Annotated in this window: 24 protein-coding genes and 1 pseudogene; 15 read left to right on the top strand and 10 right to left on the bottom strand. The window is 61.9% G+C overall.

Annotation, left to right across the window (positions count from 1 at the left end; genetic code table 11):
- Positions 1–136 precede the first annotated feature (136 nt).
- The 4 genes and pseudogenes from PVA39_RS08980 to PVA39_RS08995 all read right to left on the bottom strand — a co-directional run.
- Positions 137–502 (bottom strand): annotated as a pseudogene (locus PVA39_RS08980) (hotdog fold thioesterase); the annotation flags it as partial.
- A 33-nt stretch (positions 503–535) separates the two neighbouring features.
- Entirely contained in the window at positions 536–997 is a 462-nt protein-coding gene (sixA, locus tag PVA39_RS08985; RefSeq protein ID WP_274123779.1) for a phosphohistidine phosphatase SixA, read from the bottom strand.
- A gap of 10 nt (positions 998–1,007) precedes the next feature.
- Positions 1,008–1,346, bottom strand: coding sequence for a DUF4389 domain-containing protein (locus PVA39_RS08990; protein WP_274123780.1), 339 nt, complete (start codon positions 1,344–1,346; stop codon positions 1,008–1,010).
- A gap of 10 nt (positions 1,347–1,356) precedes the next feature.
- Positions 1,357–2,379: an NAD(P)H-dependent glycerol-3-phosphate dehydrogenase gene (locus PVA39_RS08995; protein WP_093504335.1), complete on the bottom strand. Its 1,023-nt coding sequence runs from the start codon at positions 2,377–2,379 to the stop codon at positions 1,357–1,359.
- 280 nt (positions 2,380–2,659) lie between these two features.
- Here PVA39_RS08995 and PVA39_RS09000 point away from each other — a divergent pair, with 280 nt between their 5' ends.
- The 4 genes from PVA39_RS09000 (at position 2,660) to fabB (ending at position 7,520) form a co-directional block, all read left to right on the top strand.
- A complete protein-coding gene (locus tag PVA39_RS09000; protein WP_443200950.1) occupies positions 2,660–3,583 on the top strand; it encodes an ABC transporter substrate binding protein in 924 nt (307 codons plus the stop codon).
- Positions 3,580–5,487: an ATP-binding protein gene (locus PVA39_RS09005; RefSeq protein WP_274123782.1), complete on the top strand. Its 1,908-nt coding sequence runs from the start codon at positions 3,580–3,582 to the stop codon at positions 5,485–5,487. Before PVA39_RS09000 ends, PVA39_RS09005 begins: the two co-directional genes overlap by 4 nt.
- 287 nt (positions 5,488–5,774) lie before the next feature.
- Positions 5,775–6,290 carry a 3-hydroxyacyl-[acyl-carrier-protein] dehydratase FabA gene (gene fabA / locus PVA39_RS09010; protein WP_013791679.1) on the top strand — a complete coding sequence of 172 codons (516 nt, stop codon included), beginning with the start codon at positions 5,775–5,777 and terminating at the stop codon, positions 6,288–6,290.
- 12 nt (positions 6,291–6,302) lie between these two features.
- Positions 6,303–7,520 (top strand): beta-ketoacyl-ACP synthase I, encoded by a 1,218-nt coding sequence (gene fabB, locus PVA39_RS09015; RefSeq protein WP_093504329.1) that lies wholly within the window; start codon positions 6,303–6,305, stop codon positions 7,518–7,520.
- Positions 7,521–7,580: 60 nt separating this feature from the next.
- Here fabB and PVA39_RS09020 read toward each other — a convergent pair whose 3' ends face one another.
- Positions 7,581–8,045, bottom strand: a complete 465-nt coding sequence (locus tag PVA39_RS09020; protein ID WP_147177547.1) for a DUF3859 domain-containing protein — start codon at positions 8,043–8,045, stop codon at positions 7,581–7,583.
- A 61-nt stretch (positions 8,046–8,106) separates the two neighbouring features.
- Entirely contained in the window at positions 8,107–9,135 is a 1,029-nt protein-coding gene (locus PVA39_RS09025) for an amidohydrolase family protein (protein WP_274123783.1), read from the bottom strand.
- 182 nt (positions 9,136–9,317) lie between these two features.
- Here PVA39_RS09025 and PVA39_RS09030 point away from each other — a divergent pair, with 182 nt between their 5' ends.
- From PVA39_RS09030 to PVA39_RS09040, 3 genes are all read left to right on the top strand, one after another.
- The gene (locus PVA39_RS09030; protein ID WP_274123784.1) at positions 9,318–9,866 is read left to right on the top strand and encodes a sigma-70 family RNA polymerase sigma factor; all 549 of its coding nucleotides are present in this window, start codon (positions 9,318–9,320) and stop codon (positions 9,864–9,866) included.
- Positions 9,863–10,573, top strand: coding sequence for an anti-sigma factor (locus PVA39_RS09035; RefSeq protein ID WP_274123785.1), 711 nt, complete (start codon positions 9,863–9,865; stop codon positions 10,571–10,573). The genes PVA39_RS09030 and PVA39_RS09035 overlap by 4 nt, the downstream gene beginning before the upstream one ends.
- 126 nt (positions 10,574–10,699) lie before the next feature.
- Positions 10,700–11,485, top strand: coding sequence for a DUF4394 domain-containing protein (locus PVA39_RS09040; protein WP_274123786.1), 786 nt, complete (start codon positions 10,700–10,702; stop codon positions 11,483–11,485).
- A 46-nt stretch (positions 11,486–11,531) separates the two neighbouring features.
- On the opposite strand, the gene PVA39_RS09045 is transcribed toward PVA39_RS09040, so the two are convergent.
- Together PVA39_RS09045 and PVA39_RS09050 are read right to left on the bottom strand one after the other, a co-directional pair.
- Positions 11,532–12,311, bottom strand: a complete 780-nt coding sequence (locus tag PVA39_RS09045; protein WP_274123787.1) for a dienelactone hydrolase family protein — start codon at positions 12,309–12,311, stop codon at positions 11,532–11,534.
- A 112-nt stretch (positions 12,312–12,423) separates the two neighbouring features.
- Entirely contained in the window at positions 12,424–13,032 is a 609-nt protein-coding gene (locus PVA39_RS09050; RefSeq protein ID WP_274123789.1) for an FMN-dependent NADH-azoreductase, read from the bottom strand.
- Between the two features lie 138 nt (positions 13,033–13,170).
- Here PVA39_RS09050 and PVA39_RS09055 point away from each other — a divergent pair, with 138 nt between their 5' ends.
- The 3 genes from PVA39_RS09055 to PVA39_RS09065 are packed head-to-tail and all read left to right on the top strand — an operon-like array spanning position 13,171 to position 15,697.
- A complete protein-coding gene (locus PVA39_RS09055) occupies positions 13,171–14,151 on the top strand; it encodes a LysR substrate-binding domain-containing protein (protein WP_274123790.1) in 981 nt (326 codons plus the stop codon).
- Entirely contained in the window at positions 14,148–15,347 is a 1,200-nt protein-coding gene (locus PVA39_RS09060) for an MFS transporter (RefSeq protein WP_274123792.1), read from the top strand. The genes PVA39_RS09055 and PVA39_RS09060 overlap by 4 nt, the downstream gene beginning before the upstream one ends.
- 11 nt (positions 15,348–15,358) lie before the next feature.
- On the top strand, positions 15,359–15,697 hold the full coding sequence (locus PVA39_RS09065) for an MmcQ/YjbR family DNA-binding protein (protein WP_443200951.1): 339 nt from the start codon (positions 15,359–15,361) through the stop codon (positions 15,695–15,697).
- Here the strand turns inward: PVA39_RS09065 and PVA39_RS09070 are convergent.
- Both PVA39_RS09070 and PVA39_RS09075 read right to left on the bottom strand, forming a co-directional pair.
- Positions 15,692–16,417, bottom strand: coding sequence for a cold shock and DUF1294 domain-containing protein (locus tag PVA39_RS09070; protein WP_274123794.1), 726 nt, complete (start codon positions 16,415–16,417; stop codon positions 15,692–15,694). The genes PVA39_RS09065 and PVA39_RS09070 overlap by 6 nt on opposite strands.
- 23 nt (positions 16,418–16,440) lie before the next feature.
- On the bottom strand, positions 16,441–17,271 hold the full coding sequence (locus tag PVA39_RS09075) for an undecaprenyl-diphosphate phosphatase (RefSeq protein ID WP_274123796.1): 831 nt from the start codon (positions 17,269–17,271) through the stop codon (positions 16,441–16,443).
- Positions 17,272–17,505: 234 nt separating this feature from the next.
- Here PVA39_RS09075 and pnuC point away from each other — a divergent pair, with 234 nt between their 5' ends.
- From pnuC to queD, 5 genes are all read left to right on the top strand, one after another.
- Positions 17,506–18,072: a nicotinamide riboside transporter PnuC gene (pnuC, locus tag PVA39_RS09080; protein WP_274123798.1), complete on the top strand. Its 567-nt coding sequence runs from the start codon at positions 17,506–17,508 to the stop codon at positions 18,070–18,072.
- Positions 18,069–18,599 carry an AAA family ATPase gene (locus PVA39_RS09085; RefSeq protein ID WP_274123799.1) on the top strand — a complete coding sequence of 177 codons (531 nt, stop codon included), beginning with the start codon at positions 18,069–18,071 and terminating at the stop codon, positions 18,597–18,599. Before pnuC ends, PVA39_RS09085 begins: the two co-directional genes overlap by 4 nt.
- 102 nt (positions 18,600–18,701) lie before the next feature.
- Positions 18,702–20,612, top strand: coding sequence for a di-heme-cytochrome C peroxidase (locus PVA39_RS09090; protein ID WP_274123801.1), 1,911 nt, complete (start codon positions 18,702–18,704; stop codon positions 20,610–20,612).
- On the top strand, positions 20,605–21,747 hold the full coding sequence (locus PVA39_RS09095) for a catalase family protein (RefSeq protein ID WP_093504301.1): 1,143 nt from the start codon (positions 20,605–20,607) through the stop codon (positions 21,745–21,747). Before PVA39_RS09090 ends, PVA39_RS09095 begins: the two co-directional genes overlap by 8 nt.
- Positions 21,748–21,812: 65 nt before the next feature.
- Positions 21,813–22,169: a 6-carboxytetrahydropterin synthase QueD gene (gene queD / locus PVA39_RS09100; RefSeq protein ID WP_075961648.1), complete on the top strand. Its 357-nt coding sequence runs from the start codon at positions 21,813–21,815 to the stop codon at positions 22,167–22,169.
- Positions 22,170–22,468: the final 299 nt, after the last annotated feature.

Consider the following 22,468-nt stretch of genomic DNA (forward strand, 5'->3'; position numbering starts at 1 on the left):
ACGACGCTCCGGCCAACCCTGCTCCGGCGCTTAGAGCCTGTTCAAAGTCTCGCGAGCTAGAGCAATGCAAGGCGAAAACAGGCGAGGACGCGGAGTTTACGAGCTGTAAATGAGCAGTCCGAGCCTGTTTTTAACCGCCGCTCAGGCGAATATCCCAGACATGGGTGGTGCGGCCCAGGTGCACAACTTTGGCCACCGCCTTGACGCGCCCACTGCGCAGCCCACGCAGGTGGTTGGCATTGACCTCCAGGCCCACGCAGAAGAACTTCTCGGTGTCGATGCACTGGTAGCTGGCCGTGGAACCCAGGCTCTCGGCCAGCACCACTGAGGCGCCACCATGCAGCAGGCCGTGGGGCTGATGGGTCCGCGAATCGACGGCCATGCTGGCGGTGATCGACTCGTCATCGAAGGCTTCGAAACGGATGTCCAAGAGCTCACCGATGGTATTGCGCTGGGCGGCATTAAGTTCGTCGAGGTTGGGTGTCTGACGCCAGATGCTCATGGTCGATCCTTCTTGTTGTTGTGGGTGGGCTGATCAATGCAGCTCAGGGTGCGCCAGCAACTGCAGGGGCATCAGCCCGGCAATCAGGTCCTCGCCTTCGAGCAGTGCCAGACTGGCCGTATGCATCGCCAGTGGCTGCTGACGATGGCCATGCACCAGCAGGCCACCCAGGGCGCCAATGAAGGGCTGGTGAGAAACCAGCAGCAATTCAGTTCCGGACAATTGCTGCAGCCTGGCAAGGCTGTCACGCGGATCGCTGTCCGGTGTCAGCCAGGGCACGGTTTGCACAGGCGCCTGCAAGGCCAATGCGTCGTGCACCAGCGCAGCCGTCTGCTGGGCCCTCACATAGGGGCTAACCAGAATGGCAGGCGAACGACCACGCAGATGTTCGAGGGCTTGGCACACTTCGTCACGGCCATGGGCCGTCAGCTCACGGGCAGCATCGCTACCCGCCTGGGCCTGGGCCTGGCCGTGGCGCAACAACCAGAGCTTCATGCCGGCTGGCTCATAGTTTCGGCTCCTCGTCGCGGACCGGATGTGGCGCTGGCGGCACGCGATGGGCAGCCTCGCCTTGCGCAGGGCGGGCAGCCGGCCAGTCGGCGAACGGCCAGGGCTTGGTTTCGGTGTTGAAGGTGCCGAAGCGGCCGATCTGCGCCAAGTACTGGCTGAGGCTGTCACCGAAGCTCAGCAAGCCGGCGTTCGGCGCGCCATAGATCAAGCGATAGATGAGCTGCAGCAACACAACGCCGGCCAGCAGCAGCTCGGCCAGTTGCCAGACGAACATAAACAGCAGCATCCAGACGAGACGCAGGCCGATGGGCTCGCCCTTGGAGTGATCACTCATAAGATTGTCCTCAGAAATCCGTGGCTGAAATGAAGTCGACATCGGTCTTGGGCTCGGCGCGCATCAGTGCCTGGATCACCTGGTCGAGGGTGCGCCCTTCGAACAGAATGGCGTGCAACCCGGCCACCAGCGGCATGTACACCTGCAGCTCTTCGGCCTTGGCCTTGAGCACCTTGATGGTATTGACGCCTTCGGCCACCTCGCCAAGACGATCGACAGCCTCCTGCAGGCTCAGCCCCTCACCCAAGGCGAACCCGACCTGATAGTTGCGGCTTTTCGGTGAAGAGCAGGTAACGATCAGATCGCCCACCCCGGCCAGGCCCAGGAAGGTCATGGGATTGGCGCCCAAGTGCACGGCGAACCGAGTCATCTCTGCTAGCGCCCGGGTGATCAACATGCTTTTGGTGTTCTCGCCCATGCCCAACGCTGCCGCCATACCGGCCATAATGGCGTAGACGTTCTTCAGCGCACCACCCAACTCGACGCCGAAACGATCGGCACTGGCATAGACCCTAAACGTACGTCCGTGTAGCACTTCCTGCACGCGGCGGCAAAGCTCTTCGTCTTCACTGGCAACCACGGTGGCGGTCAGGGTGTGTGCGGCGATTTCCTTGGCCAGATTCGGCCCCGACAGCACGCCGATGCGCGCCTTTGGCGCGACCTCTTCGATGATTTGGCTCATCAGTTTGAAGGTCTGCGCCTCGATGCCCTTGGTGGTGCTGACCAATAGCTTGCCGGCCAGCAATCCCGACACAGGCTGCAACACTTGGCGCAAGGCAGAAGACGGCAGCGCCACGAAAGCCAACTCACAGGCTGTGAGTACCGCCGGCAGGTCGGTGGTCGGTTCTACACCGTCGAGCACTTTGACGCCCTTGAGGTAACGCGGATTTTCGCGCTGTGTACGAATGGCCTCAGCCTGTACGGGGTCGCGCATCCAGTGCAGAACGCGGTAGCCGTTCTGCGCCAGCAGGTTCGCAATGGCGGTTCCGAAGCTGCCGCCACCCAATACCGCGATAGGTTGCTGTTGAGTCATGACCAGTCCGTTGTGCTATGCAAGTGGCGGGCATTATACGGCTCGCGATTGTTACGGCCAGTCTGCGTAGCCGCTCTATTGCCCACGAACAAGCGCGAGACAGCCGCTATTTCGGCAATTGCTGGCTGGCAAGGTGCCGCAGCTCGGTTAACATGCCTGCTCTACGCGAACAGGGCCGTTGCGTGACTTCCTTCACCACTATTGATAACCCTATGTTGCTGGTGGCCTCCTGTATTTGTGCTGGCCATACCTCGTGTCGCCTGTCGGTTTCACTGCCCGGATGAGTTTTCAAAGAACGCGTGTTCATGCCCGCTACCGGACCTGGCTATGCCGAGCGCTGGTCACGCTGTGCGTGCTGCACACACCAGTGCGAGCAGCTGAGCTGCTGCTCAGCACAGCAGGCGACACCTCCACCCTGCAGCATTTCGCAAGCGCGTTGGCCAAAAGCCGCCCGGCCGACCGCCTTCGCGTCGTGCCCCTGAACGACATGCCGCCGCTCGACCAGCTCGGCGACGATACGCGTCTAATCCTGTTCGGCAAACCCGCTCTGAACTGGCGCCTCACAACCCCCAAAGGCCCACCGACACTCGTGCTTCAGGTCAGCAAGACCGACGCACGCGAAATCCTTGGCAAGCGTCATCCAGCGGAGTTCAGCGTGCTCTGGCAAGATCCGGCGCCGCGCCGCCAGTTGCGTCTGCTCAAGCTTCTACTGCCAAACGCCCCACGCGTGGGCGTGCTGCACGACCCGCACAGCGCATTTCTGATCGAAGAACTACACCAGGCGGCCAGTGAACTGGGGCTCAAGATCGTCGCAAGCAGTTGGCAGGATACGCGGGACAACAAAGCGGTGATCAATCTGCTGAGAGCAAGCGATGTACTGCTCGCTATCGCCGATGACGACCTCTACAACTCGATGACCGCCAAGACTCTGCTGTTGACCAGCTACAGCCAGCAGCACGCGTTGATCGGACCGAGTGCAGGCTTCGTTCGCGCGGGCAGCCTGGCCACGACCTACAGCGATCAAAGCGACCAGCTGGCCACACTCAACCAATTGTTGGATCAGCCGCCAGCACGTTGGCCGGCGGGGGCTTATTCGCAAACATTCAAGGTACTCGGCAACCCTCAGGTGGCCCGCGCGCTGGGAATCACCTTGCCTAGCGATGCGGAACTCGCCCGGCACCTATCTCAAGGAGAAACGCCATGAAGTTGTGGCGAGGCTGGAACATCCACGTCCACACCCAACTCATCAGCGTCGGGCCTGCGCTGCTGCTGACCCTGTTGCTGACTGGATTTCTGACCTTCAATCGCCTGCAGGATCTGCGCGCTGAGATCAACCATACTGGCCAGTTGATCGCCAGCCAGTTGGCGCCTGCCACCGAGTACGGGGTCATTTCCGGCAATCGCCGTATGCTGGAATCCCTGCTGCAGGCAACCCTCAAGACGCCCCACGTACGCTTCATCGAGGTACGCGATCGTGACGAGAACATCCTCGCGTACCTCGAACAACCCGATCATGCGCAAACCGGCAATGGCCAACTGGACATCTTCCAGGCGCCCATCCAGCAACAGCAGGTAGACCTGGGCGGTGATTTCGTCGAGGAGCAGGCACGTGCTGTTGACGCACCTGGCATCGGTTACCTGGGCCGCGTGGTGGTGGGCATGTCCAGCGATGCCTTCAATTCCCGGCAGCAGGAAATCCTTCTCAAGGTCGCTGCGCTGGTGCTCTTCGCCCTGTTGCTAACCTTTGTCCTGGCAAGGCGCCTGGCTGGGCGGCTGTCCAGACCCCTGAGCGAAATGAGCGAAGCCGTTACCGCGATCCAGGCTGGCAACTACCAGGCAGGTCTTCCCGAAGTCGGCGGCGGCGAGTTGGCGACCCTGGCCCGCCACATCAATGACCTGGCCAACGGGCTGCAGAACGCCGCTCAGGAGCAGCAACAGGCCATGACCCTGCTGATCAAGGCGCGAGAGGAATCGGACCTGGCCAATCGCGCCAAATCCGACTTCCTGGCCATGATGAGCCACGAGCTGCGCACGCCCATGAACGGCGTGCTCGGCATGCTGCAATTGCTCGACACCACCGAAATGAACGACGAGCAACGCGAGTACGCGGCCCTGGCCATGGAGTCCACCGAGCACCTGCTCAAGGTGATCAACGATATTCTCGACTTCTCGCGCATCGAGCGTGGTGCTCTGGAGCTGGAGCTGATCAGCTTCAACCTGCCGACGCTGCTCAAGTCCGCCCTGCAGGCTTTCCAGCACAGCGCCCAGCAGCGTGGCCTGCAGTTGCGCCTGGAACTCGACGATGCGCTGCCGGCGCCGCAGGTACAGGGCGACCCAACCCGCTTGCGGCAGATTCTGGTCAACCTGATCGGCAACGCCCTGAAATTCACCGAGCGCGGCGAAGTACGCGTCGAAGCCCATTGGCAGGCGCTGGACAACCAGGTGCTGTGGTTTACCTGCCAGGTGCACGACACCGGCATCGGCATCAGCGCCGAGCGCCTGGACACCATGTTCGATGCCTTCCAGCAGGCCGACAACTCCATATCCCGCCGCTACGGCGGCACCGGCCTGGGTCTGCCCATCGCGCGCACCCTTGCCGAATGCATGGGCGGCACGCTGACCGCACGAAGCGAGCTCGGCCGCGGCTCCTGCTTCACTCTGGAAATTCCGCTGCCCTTCTCTGCCCAGCAGCCGCAGTTGCCCGTTCACCCTACCGTCAGCACGCCTTCTTCGCCGGTCGAGCGCTCAGTACTTTTGGTAGAAGACAATGCGGTGAACCAGACCGTGATCGAGGCCATGCTGCGTAGCCTGGGCTATCAGGTCGAGCTGGTGGTCGACGGCGCCCAGGCCGTCAATGCGGTCGAGCGCAAAACGTTCGCCGCCGTGCTGATGGATTGTCGCCTGCCTATCATGGACGGCTACGAGGCTACTCGGCGTATCCGTGACCTGGGTGCCAAGGGCCGTTTACCCATCATCGCCCTCACCGCGAACGCCCTGCAGGGTGACCGCGAGGCCTGCCTGCAAGCCGGAATGAACGATTACCTCGCCAAGCCGTTCAAACGCATGGAGCTGCAGGAAGTGCTCGAACGCTGGCTATCGGTGACCTGACGCTGTTGTACCGCCGTCATGCGAAATCCCACCTCACGTGGGATCGCAATACTCGCAACCTCTAGTCAGATAGGCGAAAATACTGCACGCTTGTTGGTTGAAGTGGGCATCAAAGGGGCATCTGTGACACCATTGCCGCCTGCAGAGTACAACTGTACTCACCACACTGTGACTTTCACCACAACGCAACAGTCTATGACTAGGCTGCTGGCAGTCGCATCACTCATGCGCAGCCGGCCAGGACGATTTACCCAGCCGAGGCGCGTGGGGATTATTGAGGAGCTCGCATGACCAAACAAAACGCCTTCACCCAGGAAGATCTGTTGCGCTGCAGCCGCGGCGAACTGTTCGGCCCGGGTAATGCGCAACTGCCCGCCCCCAACATGTTGATGATCGACCGGATCGTCCACATCAGCGAAACGGGCGGCAAGTACGGCAAAGGCGAAATTGTCGCAGAGCTCGATATCAATCCTGACCTGTGGTTCTTCGGCTGCCACTTCGAAGGTGACCCGGTGATGCCAGGCTGCCTGGGCCTCGATGCCATGTGGCAGCTGGTCGGCTTCTTCCTCGGCTGGCAGGGTAACCCCGGCCGTGGTCGCGCCCTGGGTTCGGGCGAAGTGAAATTCTTCGGTCAGGTTCTGCCGACCGCCAAGAAGGTCACCTACAACATCCATATCAAACGCACCATCACCCGTTCGCTGATCCTGGCGATCGCCGATGGCACCGTGAGTGTCGATGGTCGCGAGATCTACAGTGCCGAAAGCCTGCGCGTCGGCCTGTTCACTTCCACCGACAGTTTCTAAAGGATCCTTTCCATGCGTCGCGTCGTTATTACCGGTCTAGGCATCGTTTCCTGCCTGGGCAATGACAAAGAAACCGTCTCCGCCAACCTTCGCGCTGGCCGCCCCGGTATCCGCTTCAATCCGGAATACGCCGAGAAGGGTCTGCGCAGCCACGTATCGGGCTCCGTCGACCTGAACCTGGAAGAGTTGATCGACCGCAAGCTGTTCCGCTTCATGGGTGATGCCGCTGCCTACGCCTACCTGGCGATGGAGCAGGCGATCAAGGATTCCGGCCTCAGCGAAGAGCAGGTATCGAACCCGCGTACCGGCCTGATCGCCGGCTCCGGCGGCGCCTCCACGCTGAACCAGATGGAAGCCATCGACACCCTGCGCGAGAAAGGCGTCAAGCGTGTTGGTCCCTACCGCGTTACCCGCACCATGGGCAGCACCGTATCGGCCTGCCTGGCGACTCCGTTCAAGATCAAGGGCGTCAACTTCTCGATCTCCTCGGCGTGCGCGACCAGCGCCCACTGCATCGGCCAGGCCATGGAGCAGATCCAGCTCGGCAAGCAGGACGTGGTCTTTGCCGGTGGTGGCGAGGAAGAGCACTGGAGCCAGAGCTGCCTGTTCGACGCCATGGGCGCCCTCTCCACTCAGTACAACGACACCCCGGAAAAAGCCTCGCGCGCCTACGATGCCAACCGTGACGGTTTCGTCATCGCTGGCGGCGGCGGCATGGTCGTGGTCGAGGAGCTGGAGCACGCTCTGGCTCGCGGCGCGAAGATCTACGCGGAAATCGTCGGCTATGGCGCGACTTCCGATGGCTACGACATGGTTGCCCCGAGCGGCGAAGGCGCGGTGCGCTGTATGCAGCAGGCGCTGGCCACCGTCGACAGCCCGATCGACTACCTCAACACCCACGGCACCTCGACTCCGGTCGGCGACGTCGCGGAAATCAAGGGTATTCGTGAAGTGTTCGCAGGCAACGCCCCGGCCATCAGCTCCACCAAGAGCCTGTCGGGTCACAGCCTGGGCGCCGCTGGCGTGCACGAGGCGATCTACTGCCTGCTGATGATGGAAGGCAACTTCATCACCGCCTCGGCCAACATCGAAGAGCTGGACCCGGCGGTCGCTGACCTGCCGATCCTGCGCGAGACTCGCGAGAACGCCAAGCTGGACACCATCATGTCCAACAGCTTCGGCTTCGGTGGCACTAACGCCACCCTGGTCCTCAAGCGCTGGGCCAACTGATCGGTTGCCTGCAATAAAAAACGGCGCCCTAGGGCGCCGTTTTTTATTGCCCGACGGTTCTCAGCGCACGTCGAAGCGCTGCTCGGCCAGCTTACGGTCGCCCTGGAACAGCAGAAAATGCCACTCCCCTGGCACCACTTCGTTGTTCTCGGAAAACTCGAAGGCCATGACATCGTGAGGTGCATCGGGTACCAGCTTCTGGGTCACCACGAACTTGTCGTGGCGCTGGCCATCGGCGCCGATCACGCCCGGAGTGAGATACAGCAGCGTCAACGGCTCACCGTCAGCCGTCTTGCCGCTCAGGGTGTAACGCATGCCGAACTTGGTGCCGAGCTTGGCGGGCACCACGCTGGTGTGCTCGATCTGCTGGTTGGACTGGCTCAATACCCGCTCCCCCGGCTGGAAATCCTTGTGCTGGCTGATGAAGACGCCGTACTCGACAGGACCCTGCACCTTCACCTCAGCCTGAACTAGCCCGGCTGCCAGCAGCAACGCCGTCATCGTCGCGAATCGAAACTGTTGCATCTCACGCTCCTGTTTTGGAATGGCGCGAGGCTATGACGCGGCGATGACAGCCTGATGACAATCAGCGCGAAGCGGGCAGCGACTCCTGTACCTTGCGCGGCAGGATGGACAGGAAGTTGTCGCGGGCGACCTTGTGAGCGACCTCCTCGGGCAACGCATCGAGGAAGCGGTCGAAGCCGTGCATGTATTCGCCCATGCTGTCGAAGCGGCCGACCACGTCGGAGCCGACCATGAAGCGATCGGGGTAGCGCTCGACCAGCTTTACCCATTTGGGGTCCGGCTTGCCGCTCTCATCGGTCAGGTAGGGCCTGAGCATGGTCCACGACAGGTCGATGTACAGATTGGGGTAACTCTCCAGCATGCGCGCCAGGGTGTCGTAGAGAAAATCCAGTTTCTCCTGATGGCGGTGAATTTCCATGCTGGTGCCGGCGTGGGCCCAGATGAAGCGCACATGGGGATGATTGCGCAGCGGCTCCTCGATCTCCTGCAGATACAGCGGATTGCGCTCGCGCTTGGATGTGATGTTGGAGTGCATCATCACCGGTAGGTCGTACTCGGCAGCCAGGTGATAGACACGTGTCATGGCCTCGTTATTGGCTCGCGGCGTGCTGCCCTCGATCAGCGAGGTGAGGTCGTCATGGCGGGTAAATACTTCGCCAATGCCCTGCCACAGCCCAGGGTCTAGCTCCAGCATGCGACGAATATGGGAGTCGGAGTTCTTGTCGTTGGGGTTGAAGCCGGACAGGAACGGGTGAAAGCGGTGACGCTGCGCCTCGGGCACCTGTTTGTAGGCGTGGGCGATCAGCACGTCGGTGGCGCTGTACCAATAGGCAGCGGCATCGTCACCGGCGTAATAGCGTGGGCGCTTGGGTTCGTCCTCATGCCATTTCTTGGCCACCGGAATGCCCGAGAACATCACATGGTCGACCCTGGACTCATCCATGCGTTTGAGCAGCATGTCCATGCCGACGCTTTCCTGGAAGAAATCCACGTAATGCAGGTGGGCGTCGCTGTAGCGATAGTCTCGCGCCTCGGCGAAACCGACCAAAAGCCCCGCAGACAATAGAAAACCCAGGCGAATCAGACGCATGTAGACGCTCCTCTGTCACTGAGCAGCATAGACTGTGGCCGCTTCGCTCGAGTTCAGGCTATTGGCAGCCGCTGCCCCACCGTTGCCGAGACTAATTGTTTCATTGCCGGCACATCCAAACGGCCTGCTCTCGGGTATAACCCTTGCCACCCTCAGGACGCAGCCCAGCACAGGACGACGGCATGTCTGACCCGATGTTCGATTACAACCATACCCTGGAAGCCTGCGCGCGCCGTGACGAGCGCGCCTTTCAGGCGCTGTATCGCCAAGAGTCGGCGCAGATGCTCGGGCTGGCCATCAGCCTGCTGGGCCAGCGCGATGCTGCCGAGGACTGCCTGCATGATGCCTTCGTGCAGATCTGGCGCAATGCGGGGCGCTTTCAGCGTGCGCTGGGCGGCGGCCGAGCCTGGATCTACAGCATTCTGCGCTATCGCGCACTGAATCAATTGCGCCAGCGCGGCCGCACGGTGGCACTGGTCGACGACATCGCCGAACAGCTGATTGACGACAGCCCATCGGCTGCTCAGCAGCACGAACAGCAGTCGGACAGGCGCCATTTGCGCGGGTGCCTACAAAAGCTTGAGCGGCCGCGGCGTCATCCGGTTCTGCTGGCGTTCTATCGAGGTCTGACCCACGAGCAGATCGCCGAGCGCCTGAGCACACCACTGGGCACCATCAAAGGGCGCATTCGCAGCGGCTTGCGCGCATTGCAGGAGTGTTTGCAACGATGATCAGCACTGACCCCGCAGAACGCCGTGCACTTATCGGTGAATACGTTCTTGGCCTGCTTGAACAGGAACAGGCTGCCGAAATTGCCGAGCTGATCGAGCGCGACCCCCAGGCTGCCGAGATGGCTCTGCAATGGGAGCAGCATTTTCTCGAACTCAGTGACAGGCTCGAACCCAGCTCGCCCTCACCTGGACTCTGGCCGCGCATCCAGCAGACTCTCAATCTGAATCAACAAACGAGCGCCTGGCAGCAGTGGTGGTCAAACCTCAATGCCTGGCGCCTGACCAGTGCTGCCTTGGCACTCGCGCTGATCGCCGCTTTGCTGCCTATGCCGTGGCAGGCCGATACGCCTGGGCCTTCGGCGATCTATACCGCTGTACTGCAGCCGCCAGGCGAAGCCGCAGCACCGGGCTGGGTGGTGCATATCGATGCGACCGGCACCTTGCTGCTGAAGCCTCTGCGTGACGACCAGGTTGCGGCAGACCGCTCGGTACAGTTCTGGACGCTCGTCGATCCGAAGGATGGCCCCCGCTCTCTCGGCCTGGTCGAGCCGGGCGAACGCCTGACGCTCACGGCTGAACAGATTGGCGCGGTACGCGCCGGCCAGCTGTTCGAGCTGACCCTGGAGCCAGCTGGTGGCTCGCCACTGAGCAGACCTACTGGCGAGGTGCTGTATATCGGTCGCGCGGTGACGGCAGCGCTGAACTGATGTAAGCAGATGTGTCTGGCGACATCTGCCTGGCGATCTCGGGGGTATGGATAACAGGTGCTTAACCACGGTACCTGGATGCCAGCGCGAAGAATCCTTCGCGCCTTACCCATAGAGAGGACGCTCATGAATATTTCCAAGAAAGTGCTCGGTATCGCCATCACCGCCGCAGCTCTGGGCTGTGCCACTGCCAATGCCGATGATCTGCTGGCCCTGAGTGCAGATGGCAAACTGCTCCACATCGACACCAAGACCCTTACCGTCGCTTCCGATATGAAACTAAGCGGTGTTTCCAGTCTGCGCGGAATCGATATTCGCCCAGGTAATGGCTCGCTCTATGGCGTAGATGACGCCGGCCAGCTCTACACCATCGATACCAAGAGCGGCGCAGCCACCAAGGCCGCTACGCTCAGCCAAGCGCTACCGGGCATGGGCCAGGCTGTGGTCGACTTCAACCCGGTCGCCGACCGCCTGCGCTTGCTGGCGGCCGATGGCACCAGCCTGCGCGTCAATGTCGAGAGCGGTGAGGTGGTAGTGGACGGCAAGGTCGCCTATGCGAAGGATGGTCCGTACGCTGGCAAGACGCCCAAGGTATTAGCCGGTGCCTACACCAACGCCTACAAGGGCGCCGAGAAAACTGCGCTGTACACCGTCGACCTGGCGACCGGCAACCTGATGCTGCAGAACCCGCCAAATGATGGCATCCAGCAAGTGGTTGGCAAGATCGCCGATAACCTGAACAGCGCCGCGCTGGACATCAAGAGCGATGGCAAGGGCGGCAATACCGCCTATTTGCTGACCGGTACCACGCTGCACAAGGTCGATCTGGAAACGGGCAAGAGCACAGCCCTGGGCGAGATCAAGAACCTGCCCGACGACATCATCGACATTGCAGTTGTGCCAGCCAAATAACCCGAAAAAGGGGAAGACCGCACGGCCTTCCCCTCTCTGTTTCGCGTTACTCGAACACCTCATCGAGCAGATTGTTCATCGCCTTGAATGCACGCGCTGCAACTAATGGATGGTACTGATTGCTGCCTGGCGTATTGGCCAGCGGATCGGTGAACGAATGCACCGCACCACCGTAGCTGACCAGTTGCCAGTCCACCTTGGCAGCCTTCATTTCCGCCTCGAACCCATCGACCTGAGCCGGCGGCACGGCCGGATCATCCGCACCATGCAGCACCAGCACCGGCGCCTTGATGTTATTGGCGTCAGCGGGGTTGGGTGTGTCCAGGTTGCCATGGAAGGACACGAAGGCTTTCAGCGGAGCACCCGAGCGGGCCAGTTCGAGAACCGTGCCACCGCCAAAGCAGAAGCCGATCGCGCCCAGCTTGGCGGTGTTCAGGGCGACCTGGCTAGTTTGTGCCTTGAGCACCTCGACAGCCGCCTGAGCACGCTTGCGCATCAGCGCGCGGTCGCTGCGCACGGTGGTGGCAGCCTGCTTGGCTTCGTCGGCATTGCTGGGGCGGATACTCTTGCCGTACATATCGGCCACGAATACCACGTACTTGTCGCCAGCAGCACGGGCGGCCTTCTCGGCAGAGGCGTCGGTGACACCCAGCCAGTTGGGCACCATCAGCAAACCGGGACGCGGTTCGCTGATCGCGTCGTCGTACACCAGCTTGCCTTCGAACGGCTGGCCGTCGATCTCGTAGGGGACGTTCTTGACTACCACACCCGCTTCCGCCAGCCCGGCAAGGCCCAGCAACGCTGCCGACAACAGTGATTTCCTCATGGCATGACTCCCTCGTGTCTGTATCCAGTGACTGCAGCCGATGCTGCGCCTGGCAAACAAGGAAGCACATTTACGGCGCCGGGGAAACCCGACGCCGCCAGCAGGTGCTCGGTCAGGCAGCTTCGAACAGACCGTCGATCTGTGCCTGAGCGCCACGCAGAGCATTGGCTTTAGGCTCGTCGCCGTAAGCCAGGCCTTCGGCACGCACCACTTCGATGTCGGTGATGCCCAGGAAATTCAGAACCAGAATCAGGTAGTCCTCGTGAGCCTTGCCGCTGGCTTGCCCAGCATGGATACCGCCGGCGGTGGAAACGATCACCACTTTCTTGCCGCCAGCCAGACCTTGCGGGCCATTCTCAGTGTAGGAGAAGGTCTTGCCGGCGACCGCAATACGGTCGATCCAGGCCTTGAGCTGGGTCGGCACGGTGAAGTTGTACATCGGCGCGCCGATCACGATGGCATCGGCCGCCAGGAATTCTTCCAGGGTCGCTTCGGCCAGGGCCACTTCGTGAGCCTGGGCGGCGTCGCGCAGCTCGGCCGGAGTACCGCCGGCAACAAAGCTGGCAGCAGACAGATGACTTAGCGCATCGCTGGCCAGGTCGCGGTAAGTGACCTCGACATTGGCCTCGCTATTTTTCCAGGCGTGGGTTACGGCAGCGCTGAGCTGGCGAGAAGCGGAAGCGTCGCCAAGAATGCTGGAATCGATGTGCAGAAGTTTCATGAAGGTCTCCTTGAAAGAAGTCAGTGACTGTTCGATGGGTTAATCCTACCAATGGAGCCAATCGCTGATTAGGCGGTAAAAATGCGATGATGCGTTCCACCAATGGGACAAACGTATTTTGCGTAACTCGGAGCCTTCATGCAGGACCTCAACGACCTGATGTATTTCGCCAAGGTGGTCGAGCACCGCGGCTTCAGCGCGGCCGGGCAGCAGTTGGGCATTCCCAAATCGCGGCTGTCACGGCGGGTGGCCGAGCTGGAGGCTCGCCTGGGCGTGCGCCTGCTGCAACGCACCACCCGCAAGCTGGCGCTGACCGAAACCGGTGAGCGCTACCTGCGCCATTGCCAGGCGATGCTGCTCGAAGCCGAGCAGGCGCAGGAGGCAGTGGCTTCGCTAAGCAGCGAACCACGCGGGCGGGTGCGTATGTCCTGCCCGGTGGAAATGGCACGCGCCGGTCTGCATCCGGTAATCACCAGCTTTCTGGTCAAGTACCCGCTGGTGCAGCTCGATGTGGTGCTGACCAACCGCCGCGTCGATCTGTTGCAGGAAGGCATCGACGTCGCACTGCGCGTGCGTGACCAGAGCGATGAGGATCCCTCGCTGATTGCTCGTCAGTTGGCGCCCGCCTCTGCCTATCTGGTGGCTGCGCCAGCGCTGCTGCATGGACTGGAGATCCGCACGCCCGAAGATTTGCAACAGCTTCCGGCGCTGGGCGCGGCGGCCAGCGACAGGCGTATCCATCATCTGCTCAGAAACTCAGCCGGTGTGCGACGTGAAGTGGCGCTGGAAGCACGCCTGAGCATTGAAGACTTCGATATCCGCCGGGAGGCCGCTCTGCAGGGGCTGGGCTTCACCATGCTGCCGCACACCAAATGCGTGACCGATCTGCAGGCAGGCCGCCTGGTGCGCCTGCTCCCGGACTGGAACCTGCCCGGCGGGCACCTGCAGGTCGTCTACCCTCACCGGCGCGGCATGCTGCCAGCCGTGCGCGCCTGGCTCGAGCATATGATCCAGGCCAGCAGCGAGGGCTGGCTGATGCCTGGAACGGACCTGGCTCGCACAGAGTCAGACCAACCTGATAACGTTATCTCCCACTCCACCGCACAGGACACCCGATGACCACCCGCAAGCCCCAGGCACCCGGCCAGACCGCGCGAATTCTAGCCGTGGTGTTCTTCACCTTCATCGGCTTTCTCTGCGTGGGCCTGCCCCTGGCGGTACTACCCGGTTTCGTGCTCAACGACCTGGGTTATGGCTCGGTGATGGCGGGCCTGGTAATCAGCCTGCAGTACCTCGTCACCCTGGTTTCACGGCCAATCACGGGGATGCTGATCGACCGGATCGGCCCCAAGCGCGCGGTGGTCTACGGTCTGGGCGGTACCCTGGGTAGCGGCGTGCTGACCCTGGCGGCGACCAGCCTGCATGAGGCATCCAGCGCGATAGGCCTGGGCCTGTTGCTGGCCGGGCGTGTGGCCCTGGGCATTTCCCAGGCGCTGATCGGTACCGGTTCGATCACCTGGGGCATCGGCCGGGTCGGCGCCGAGAACACCGCACGGGTGATTTCCTGGAACGGCATCGCCTCCTACGGCGCCATCGCCATCGGCGCCCCACTGGGCGTGCTGATGGTCTCGACCCTGGGCCTGTGGAGCATCGGCGCAGCCATCACCCTGCTCTGCGTCGGTGCGCTATGGGTGGCGCGGGACAAACCGGCCATCCCGGTCATTCAGGGCAAGCGCCTGCCGTTTCACAACGTCTTTCTGGCCATCGCCCCCAACGGGCTGGCGCTGGCCCTGGGCTCCATCGGTTTCGGCACCCTGGCGACCTTCGTCACCCTGTATTACGCGAGCCTCGGCTGGGAACACGCCGCCTATTGCCTGAGCGCCTTCGGCCTGGCCTTCATCGCCGCGCGGCTGTTGTTCGCCGGCGCCATCGAGCGGCGCGGCGGCTATCGGGTCGCGACCGTGTGCCTGGCAATCGAAACCATTGGTCTGTTGCTGCTGTGGATCGCACCGATCCCGGCTCTGGCCCTGTGTGGCGCAGCGCTGACCGGCTTCGGCCTGTCGCTGGTGTATCCGGCGCTTGGCGTCGAGGCGATCGGCAACATTCCAGCGGCCAGCCGCAGTTCGGCACTGGGCGCCTACGCGCTGTTCTTCGATCTGGCGTTGGGCGTGGCCGGCCCCCTGATGGGCCTGATCGCCACCGCCTACGATTATGGCGCGGTGTTTCTCGCCTCGGGCTTGCTGTCGCTGCTTGGCCTGGGGCTGAGCCTGTTACTGCTACGCCGTGCCGAGCGGCCGAAGGCGGTGCAGCCGTGACCCGTGACGAAATGATCGCCTTCTGCCTGCAACTGCCAGGCGCGCGCGTCGATTACAAGTGGGGCAGCAACCAGGTGTTCTCAGTCGCACACAACAAGATGTTCGCCATCCTCGATTTTCTCGGTGACAACCTGGCCTTCAAGGTGGATGCTGCGCTGTTTCTGGGTTTCACCGATCGCCCCGGTATTCGCCCGGCGCCCTACCTCGCCCGCGCCCACTGGATCAGCATGAATGGCAGCCAACCGCCGCTGGGTGACGAGGAGCTGCGCGATCTGCTGACCCGCTCCCACCAACTGGTGGTGCGGCGCCTGCCACGCAAGCAGCAGGTCGGCCTGCTGCTCGATCTATAGCAGGCTGCGCAACCAACCGCTGGTGTAGGCACCACCTAGCAAGAGCTGATCGATCCAGACCAGTTGGTGCAGCGCCACGATGGCCCAGAAAACCAACTGGTAGGACGCCTTGCGCGTCTTGTGCCGAAAGGTTTGCTGAGCCACTAGGGCTCCCGGCCAGCCCCCAGCCAGTTCGACCAGATGCAAGGTGTTTTCCGGCGTGCGCTGGCGGCCCTGCTGGGCGCTGTTCTTGTCGTGCCAGTAGAGGAAGAAGCACAGCACGCTGACCACGGGATAGACCAACGTCGTCCATACCATTCCGTTAGCCAGCCAACGCAGTGCGCCGAACACAGGGAGTAGACACAGCACGGCGAAAACCAGCCATTTGGCGAGCGGATTGCGCACTGCGGCCGCTGGCCGACGAGCGCCGCGCGCAGTTGGCCTGGCAGCCTTCGTGTTTGGCCTGCCTGCGTTGGGCTTGGCGGTAGTCGGCTTGACGCGAATCTGCGGCTGATCGATCGCCAGTTCACCGGCCAGGCGCACATGCTCGGCGCGCAAGCGGCCCTTGTCGTCGCGCCCGGCCACGAACAGCACCTGGTCCCCGGCAGTGGGCCGACGATCACCACGCATCGCCGAAATGTGCGCGAACACGTCGGTTCCACCGGCAACGGGCTGAATGAACCCGAAGCCCTTGTCATCGTCCCAGCGTTTGATGCGGCCCGCCTGCTCCCTTCTCTGCATATGCGTCCTTGACGGCTGGGCGATCAGCCCTCCGCCGTGATCCAGTCGATCCAGCCGAACTGCCAGGTGGCCAGAATCAATAGGCCGAAGGCAATTCGGTACCAGGCGAATACCGCGTAACTGTGGTTGGCGATGAATACCAGCAGCGCACGCACCGTCAGCATGGCGACAATGAAGGTGGTGACGAAACCGATGGCGAATAGCGGCAGATCGCTCAGTTGCAGGATATCCCGGTACTTGTAGAGCGAGTACACCGTGGCGGCGACCATGGTCGGCATCGCAAGGAAGAACGAGAACTCGGTGGCTGCCTTGCGCGACAGGCCGAACAGCAGGCCGCCGATGATGGTCGAGCCGGAGCGTGAAGTGCCCGGAATCAATGCCAGGCACTGGGCGAAGCCGACCTTGAGAGCCAGCTTCCAGTCCATGTCGTCGACCGTTTCGGCGACGATGCGGTGCTGACGCTTCTCGGCCCAGAGCATGACCACGCCACCGATGACCAGCGCGGCGCTGACCGTGATCGGGTTGAACAGCCAGTGCTCGATGAGATCGGCGAACAGCAGGCCGAGCACCACCGCCGGAAAGAACGCGATCATCAGGTTGACGGTGAAACGCCGGGCCATGGGATCGCTGCCCAGGCCGGTAACCACCGACAGGATGCGCTGACGAAACTCCCACATCACCGCAAGGATGGCGCCAAGCTGGATGATGATCTTGAAGGCCGTGGCGCGCTCGCCGTTGAAATCCAGCAAGTCACCGACCACGATCAGGTGCCCGGTGCTGGAAATGGGCAGAAATTCGGTGAGACCTTCAACGATACCCAGAATCAGCGCCTGAAAAGCGAGCCAACTGTCCATCGAAACTCCTCGGAAAGGTGCCAGATGAACTGGCTGTAAAGGGATTGTTTCTCGGACTGGAGGCGCTGGAGGAGGTTCCAGCGGGGCCGAAAAAAGCGGCAGTTATAAATCACTCGCATGCAATTTCAAAACGCTATCAAAGCGAAATTGTCACTTTCCTGTCAGTCGATCGATCTCCCAGGCGCCACAAGCGCTAGAATGCGCGCCCGCCCAACCTTCACAAGCTGAGGTTCCATGTCACCGCTCGAAGTCTGCGCCTCGTTGCTCGGCCTGATCGCCGTCTGGCTGACCGTGCGGCAGAACCCCTGGTGCTGGCCGATCGGGCTGGTCATGGTGGCGCTCTACGCTTGGGTGTTCTTCGAGGCCAAGCTCTACTCCAACACGCTGCTGCAATGCGTCTACGCCGCCCTGCAGCTTTACGGCTGGTGGCACTGGACGCGTGGCGACCGCCCCGACGAGCGCCTGCAGGTATCGAGCCTGAACCTGTGCCAGACCCTTTCAGGACTCGCCCTGGGCGTGCTCGGTTCGGCCGTGCTGGGCCTGCTGATGATGAGCTACACCGATGCCAGCGCGCCCTGGCAGGATGCGACCCTGTGCGCTTTCAGCCTCGTCGCGCAACTGTGGATGGCCAAGAAGCGTTTGCAGTGCTGGACGCTGTGGATCGTCCTCGACGTGCTGTTCGTCGTGCTGTTCATCGATCAGGCGCTGTACCTTACCGCTGTGCTGTACGCTCTGTTCACCCTGCTGGCCTGTCATGGCTGGCTGACCTGGCGGCGCGAGCTGCGCGCGGCGCGCCCATGAACGTCCTGGTGCTGACCGGCCCGGAATCGACCGGCAAGAGCAGGCTGGCGAACGAGCTGCAGCAGCGCTTCGGCGGTATCGTGGTCGGTGAATACGTGCGCCACTTCATCGACACGCAGCAACGCGATACCTGCTACGCCGATATTTCCACCATCGCCCACGGTCAGCTCGCCTGGGAAGATGCAGCCCGCGAGCAACGCCCTCACCTGCTGATCCTCGACACCCACCTGCTCAGCAACATTCTTTGGAGCCGCACGCTGTTCGGTGATTGCCCGGAGTGGATGGAGCCCGCCCTGCTGGCCCGGGAATATCACCTGCATCTGCTGCTCGACCCGCGCGGCGTGGAATGGGTAGGCGATGGCCAGCGCTGCCAGCCGGATCTGGCGGAGCGCCTGGCCTTTCACCAGGGCTGCGCGCAGTGGCTCCAAGCCAACGGCCAGAACGTCGTGGACATCGCCGGTAGCTGGCATGAACGCCAGCGCGCAGCAGTGGGCTGTGTGGCCAGCTGGCTGGGCGTCGGCACCTAGCCCAAGCTGAATTTGTTCGCCAGTTGCGCGTGGCATCTTGCCATTAAGTGACGGCATGGGCATAAAGGGGGACGACTGGAAGAACGCCACAAGGACGTCCCGATGCGCCTGATTCGCCGCGCGCTGAAACTCATCGCTCTGCTCGTGCTGACCGCCCTGCTGGTCATCCTCTATTACATCGTCAATCCCAACCTACCGGCTTACACGCCGGCGAAAAAGGTCCATTACCTGGGACAATGGAGCGAACAGCAGCGCCAGTTCTATTACTACACACCTCAGGGCACTACGGTAAAAGACCTGCATTACGACTGGTTCACCGCCTTGGAAATGCCATTCGGCAAGGCCAAGTTCGCCCACCCCGATTACCTCGCGCGCTTCGGCTTTCTCACCCAACCCGGCCAACAGGCCACGGCCCTGAATCCCGGCAACCTGCCTGTAGGCTTCGCCCGCCATCAGGACGACGAAAGCGGCGTGCAGTACCTGGACATCACCTGCGCCGCCTGCCATACCGGCGAGCTGCGCTATAAGGGCCAGGCGGTACGTATCGACGGTGGCGCAGCGCTGCACTCGCTGGCCTCCACCGTGCCGACGCTCAAGGGCGGCAGCTTCGGTCAGGCCCTGGGTATGAGCATGGCGTTCACCTACTACAACCCGCTGAAATTCCGTCGCTTCGCCCATGAAGTACTGGGCGAGCATTACGAGCGCGACTACGACAGGCTGCGTGTGGAGTTCAAGCAGGTGCTCGATCGCCTGTTGAGCACCGCCTACAACGACTGGCACCGCGGCCTCTACCCGACCGAGGAAGGCTTTGGCCGTACCGACGCCTTCGGCCGTATCGCCAACACGGTATTTGGCGACAGTATCGATGCTGCCAACTACCGCGTGGCCGATGCGCCGGTCAGCTATCCCCATCTGTGGGATATCTGGAAGTTCGACTGGGTACAATGGAACGGCTCGGCCATGCAGCCCATGGCCCGCAACGTCGGCGAGGCACTGGGGGTTGGCGCTACCCTGCAACTGCTCGACGAAAACGGGCGCCCGGTGCCACACGATCAGCGCTACGCGTCCAGCGTGCGTATCAACGACCTTTATCAATTGGAAGAAGCCCTCAAACACCTGCAGCCGCCAACCTGGCCGGAAAAGGTCTTTGGCAAGATCGACCTGCCGCTCGCCAGCCGTGGACGCGCCCTATTCCAAGAAAACTGCGCCCTCTGCCACGCACCGAAGGTGGTTCCGCCAGATCATCGCATGGCACCTGATCGCGACCCCGAGTGGTACATGCAAGTCGTCGACACGTCCATCGTGGGTACCGACTCCACCACCGCCGACAATATCGCCGACCACCGTTTCGACATCCGCAAGCTGGGCTGGAAGAAAGCCGAGCTGGCGAGGCTGGACGTGAAGCTGTTCAGCAACAGCCTCGATAAGATCGATTTCAGCGCCATCTCCACTGCCGAGGCGCTGGCCTATGTCACCGCCTACGTTGAAGACCGTGCCTATCGCGACAAGGGGATCACGCCCGAGCAGCGCAAACGCATGGACGGTTATGGCCTGCCCATTGGCGTGCAGGAGATTCGCGGCTACAAACCCCGTCCGCTGGATGGCATCTGGGCCACGCCGCCCTTCCTGCACAACGGCTCGGTGCCAACGCTGTTTCATCTGCTGTCGCCGATATCGGAGCGGCCCAGCAGCTTCTGGGTGGGCAACTTCGAATTCGATCCAAAGCATGTGGGCTTCGTCAGCGACAAGTTCCCAGGCGGTTTCCTGCTCGATACACGCATCAAGGGCAATGGCAACGGCGGCCATGAATTCCGCGATGGCTGCCGTAACGATGGCGTCATCGGCCGTGGCCTGCAGCCGGAGGAGCGCTGGGCGCTGGTCGAATACCTGAAGGTGCTGGGTAATCCGGCGCTGGAAAACCAGTTGAGCGACGTGCCGGCCAAACCCTGGAATCCCGGGCAGAACTGCCAAGGCAGCGTGAATGCAAATCGCAAGGAGTCCAACGATGCTTAAACGATTCTGGCTGTGGCTCGGACGCCTACTGAGCAGAACGCTGGTCACCCTGCTGGTCGTCGGCCTGGGTGGCTGGGCCGTGGGCAGCGCCTATTACAGCTGGAAGTTTTCCGGCCCGGTTTCCAGCGAAGAGCAGATTCCAGCCAATGAGGCCGCCTACACGGCTGGCATCATCGAAGACGCCATTCGCGTCGTCGAGCAGCACCGTGACAATACTCGCGTGCTGCGTGACGCCCACGCCAAGGCCCACGGCTGCGTGAAGGCAGAAGTGACGGTCAAGGCAGATCTTGATGAAAGCCTGCGCTACGGCGTGCTCGCCGAACCAGGCAAAACCTGGCAGGCATGGATGCGCCTGTCCAACGGCAACGCCTATCCGCAATTCGACCGCGCTCGCGATGCCCGGGGCATGGCCATCAAGCTACTCGACGTGCCGGGCGCCAAGCTGATGAACAATCAACGCAGTGCTGGCGATCAGGACTTCGTGATGTTCAATCACCCCGCGTTCTTCGTACGTGACGTGGCGGAGTACCGCAGTAACTTCGCCGCACAAGCGGACGGCAAGAAAGCCCTGGCCTTCTTTCCGAGCTGGGATCCGCGAACCTGGGAGATTCGTCACCTGATCATCGCCCTGAAAACCCTGTCCCCCGCCCCTGCCAGCCCGGTGGAAACCACTTACAATTCCATCGCTCCGTTCAAGCTGGGGCCGCACAACATCAAGTATCGGGTCATTCCAACACCGGAAAACTGCCCGGCTTACGCCATTCCCAAGCCCAATACCGATCTGCCCAACTTCCTGCGCAGCGCCCTCTATCAGCAGCTTTCCCTGGATCGTATGCCGGCTTGCTTCGCCTTGCAGGTGCAGCAGCAGAACCCGGATTACTACATGCCGATCGAAGACCCCAGCGTAGAGTGGGACGAGAAGATCGCGCCGTTCGAGACCGTCGCCGACATACGTCTGCCAGCTCAGGACTTCGATAGTTCGGAGCAGAATCTGTTCTGCGACAACCTGTCGTTCAACCCATGGCACGCCCTGCCCGAACACCGCCCGATCGGTGGCATCAACCGGTTGCGCAAGGCAGTGTACGAGGCCGTGAGTGTCTATCGTCACGATCGCAACGCTGCGCTGGGCCAGTAAGCCCCTACAGGTTGCAGCAGGCTGCTAGAATCGCAGCCTGTTTGCCCGTAGAAAAGAGATTGGCCTTGGAACTGTTTAAAGAATTCATCTTCGAAGCCGCCCACCGGCTGCCCCACGTCCCCGAAGGCCACAAGTGCGGTCGCCTGCATGGCCATTCGTTCCGCATCGCGGTCTACATCGAGGGCGAAGTCGATCCGTATACCGGCTGGATTCGTGATTTCTCGGAGATCAAAGCCATCTTCAAGCCGATCTACGAGCAGCTCGACCACAACTACCTCAACGACATCCCCGGCCTGGAAAACCCGACCAGCGAAATACTCGCCAAATGGGTATGGCAACAGCTCAAGCCGTTGCTGCCGGAGCTGTCGCGAATCCGTATCCATGAGACCTGCACCAGCGGTTGCGAATATCGCGGCGACTAAAACGACCTTGCTTCCGCTATTTCACTGGGGAAGAGACAAGGCAGAAATGACAAAGCCCGCGCTATGCGGGCTTTTGTTGTTTCTGAGCCAAGATCATCCTGGGCATTGATATGCTCGGCTGGCGTGGTCCATGCCAAGTAGGTCATTTGGGAATGGCGACAAACTCGCACCAGCTCCCCGGGTTACGCCTTCTGCTAACCCAGGCTACTTACCTCTAGCAACTTATCGCTACGGTACGGCCTTTACGGCTGCCTCTTACGTAGCCTGCGGTAGAGCGAAGCGAAACCCAGGTCAGCGTG

The organism is Pseudomonas sp. CNPSo 3701 (genome assembly GCF_028674975.1).
In the GTDB taxonomy this organism is placed as follows: domain Bacteria; phylum Pseudomonadota; class Gammaproteobacteria; order Pseudomonadales; family Pseudomonadaceae; genus Aquipseudomonas; species Aquipseudomonas straminea.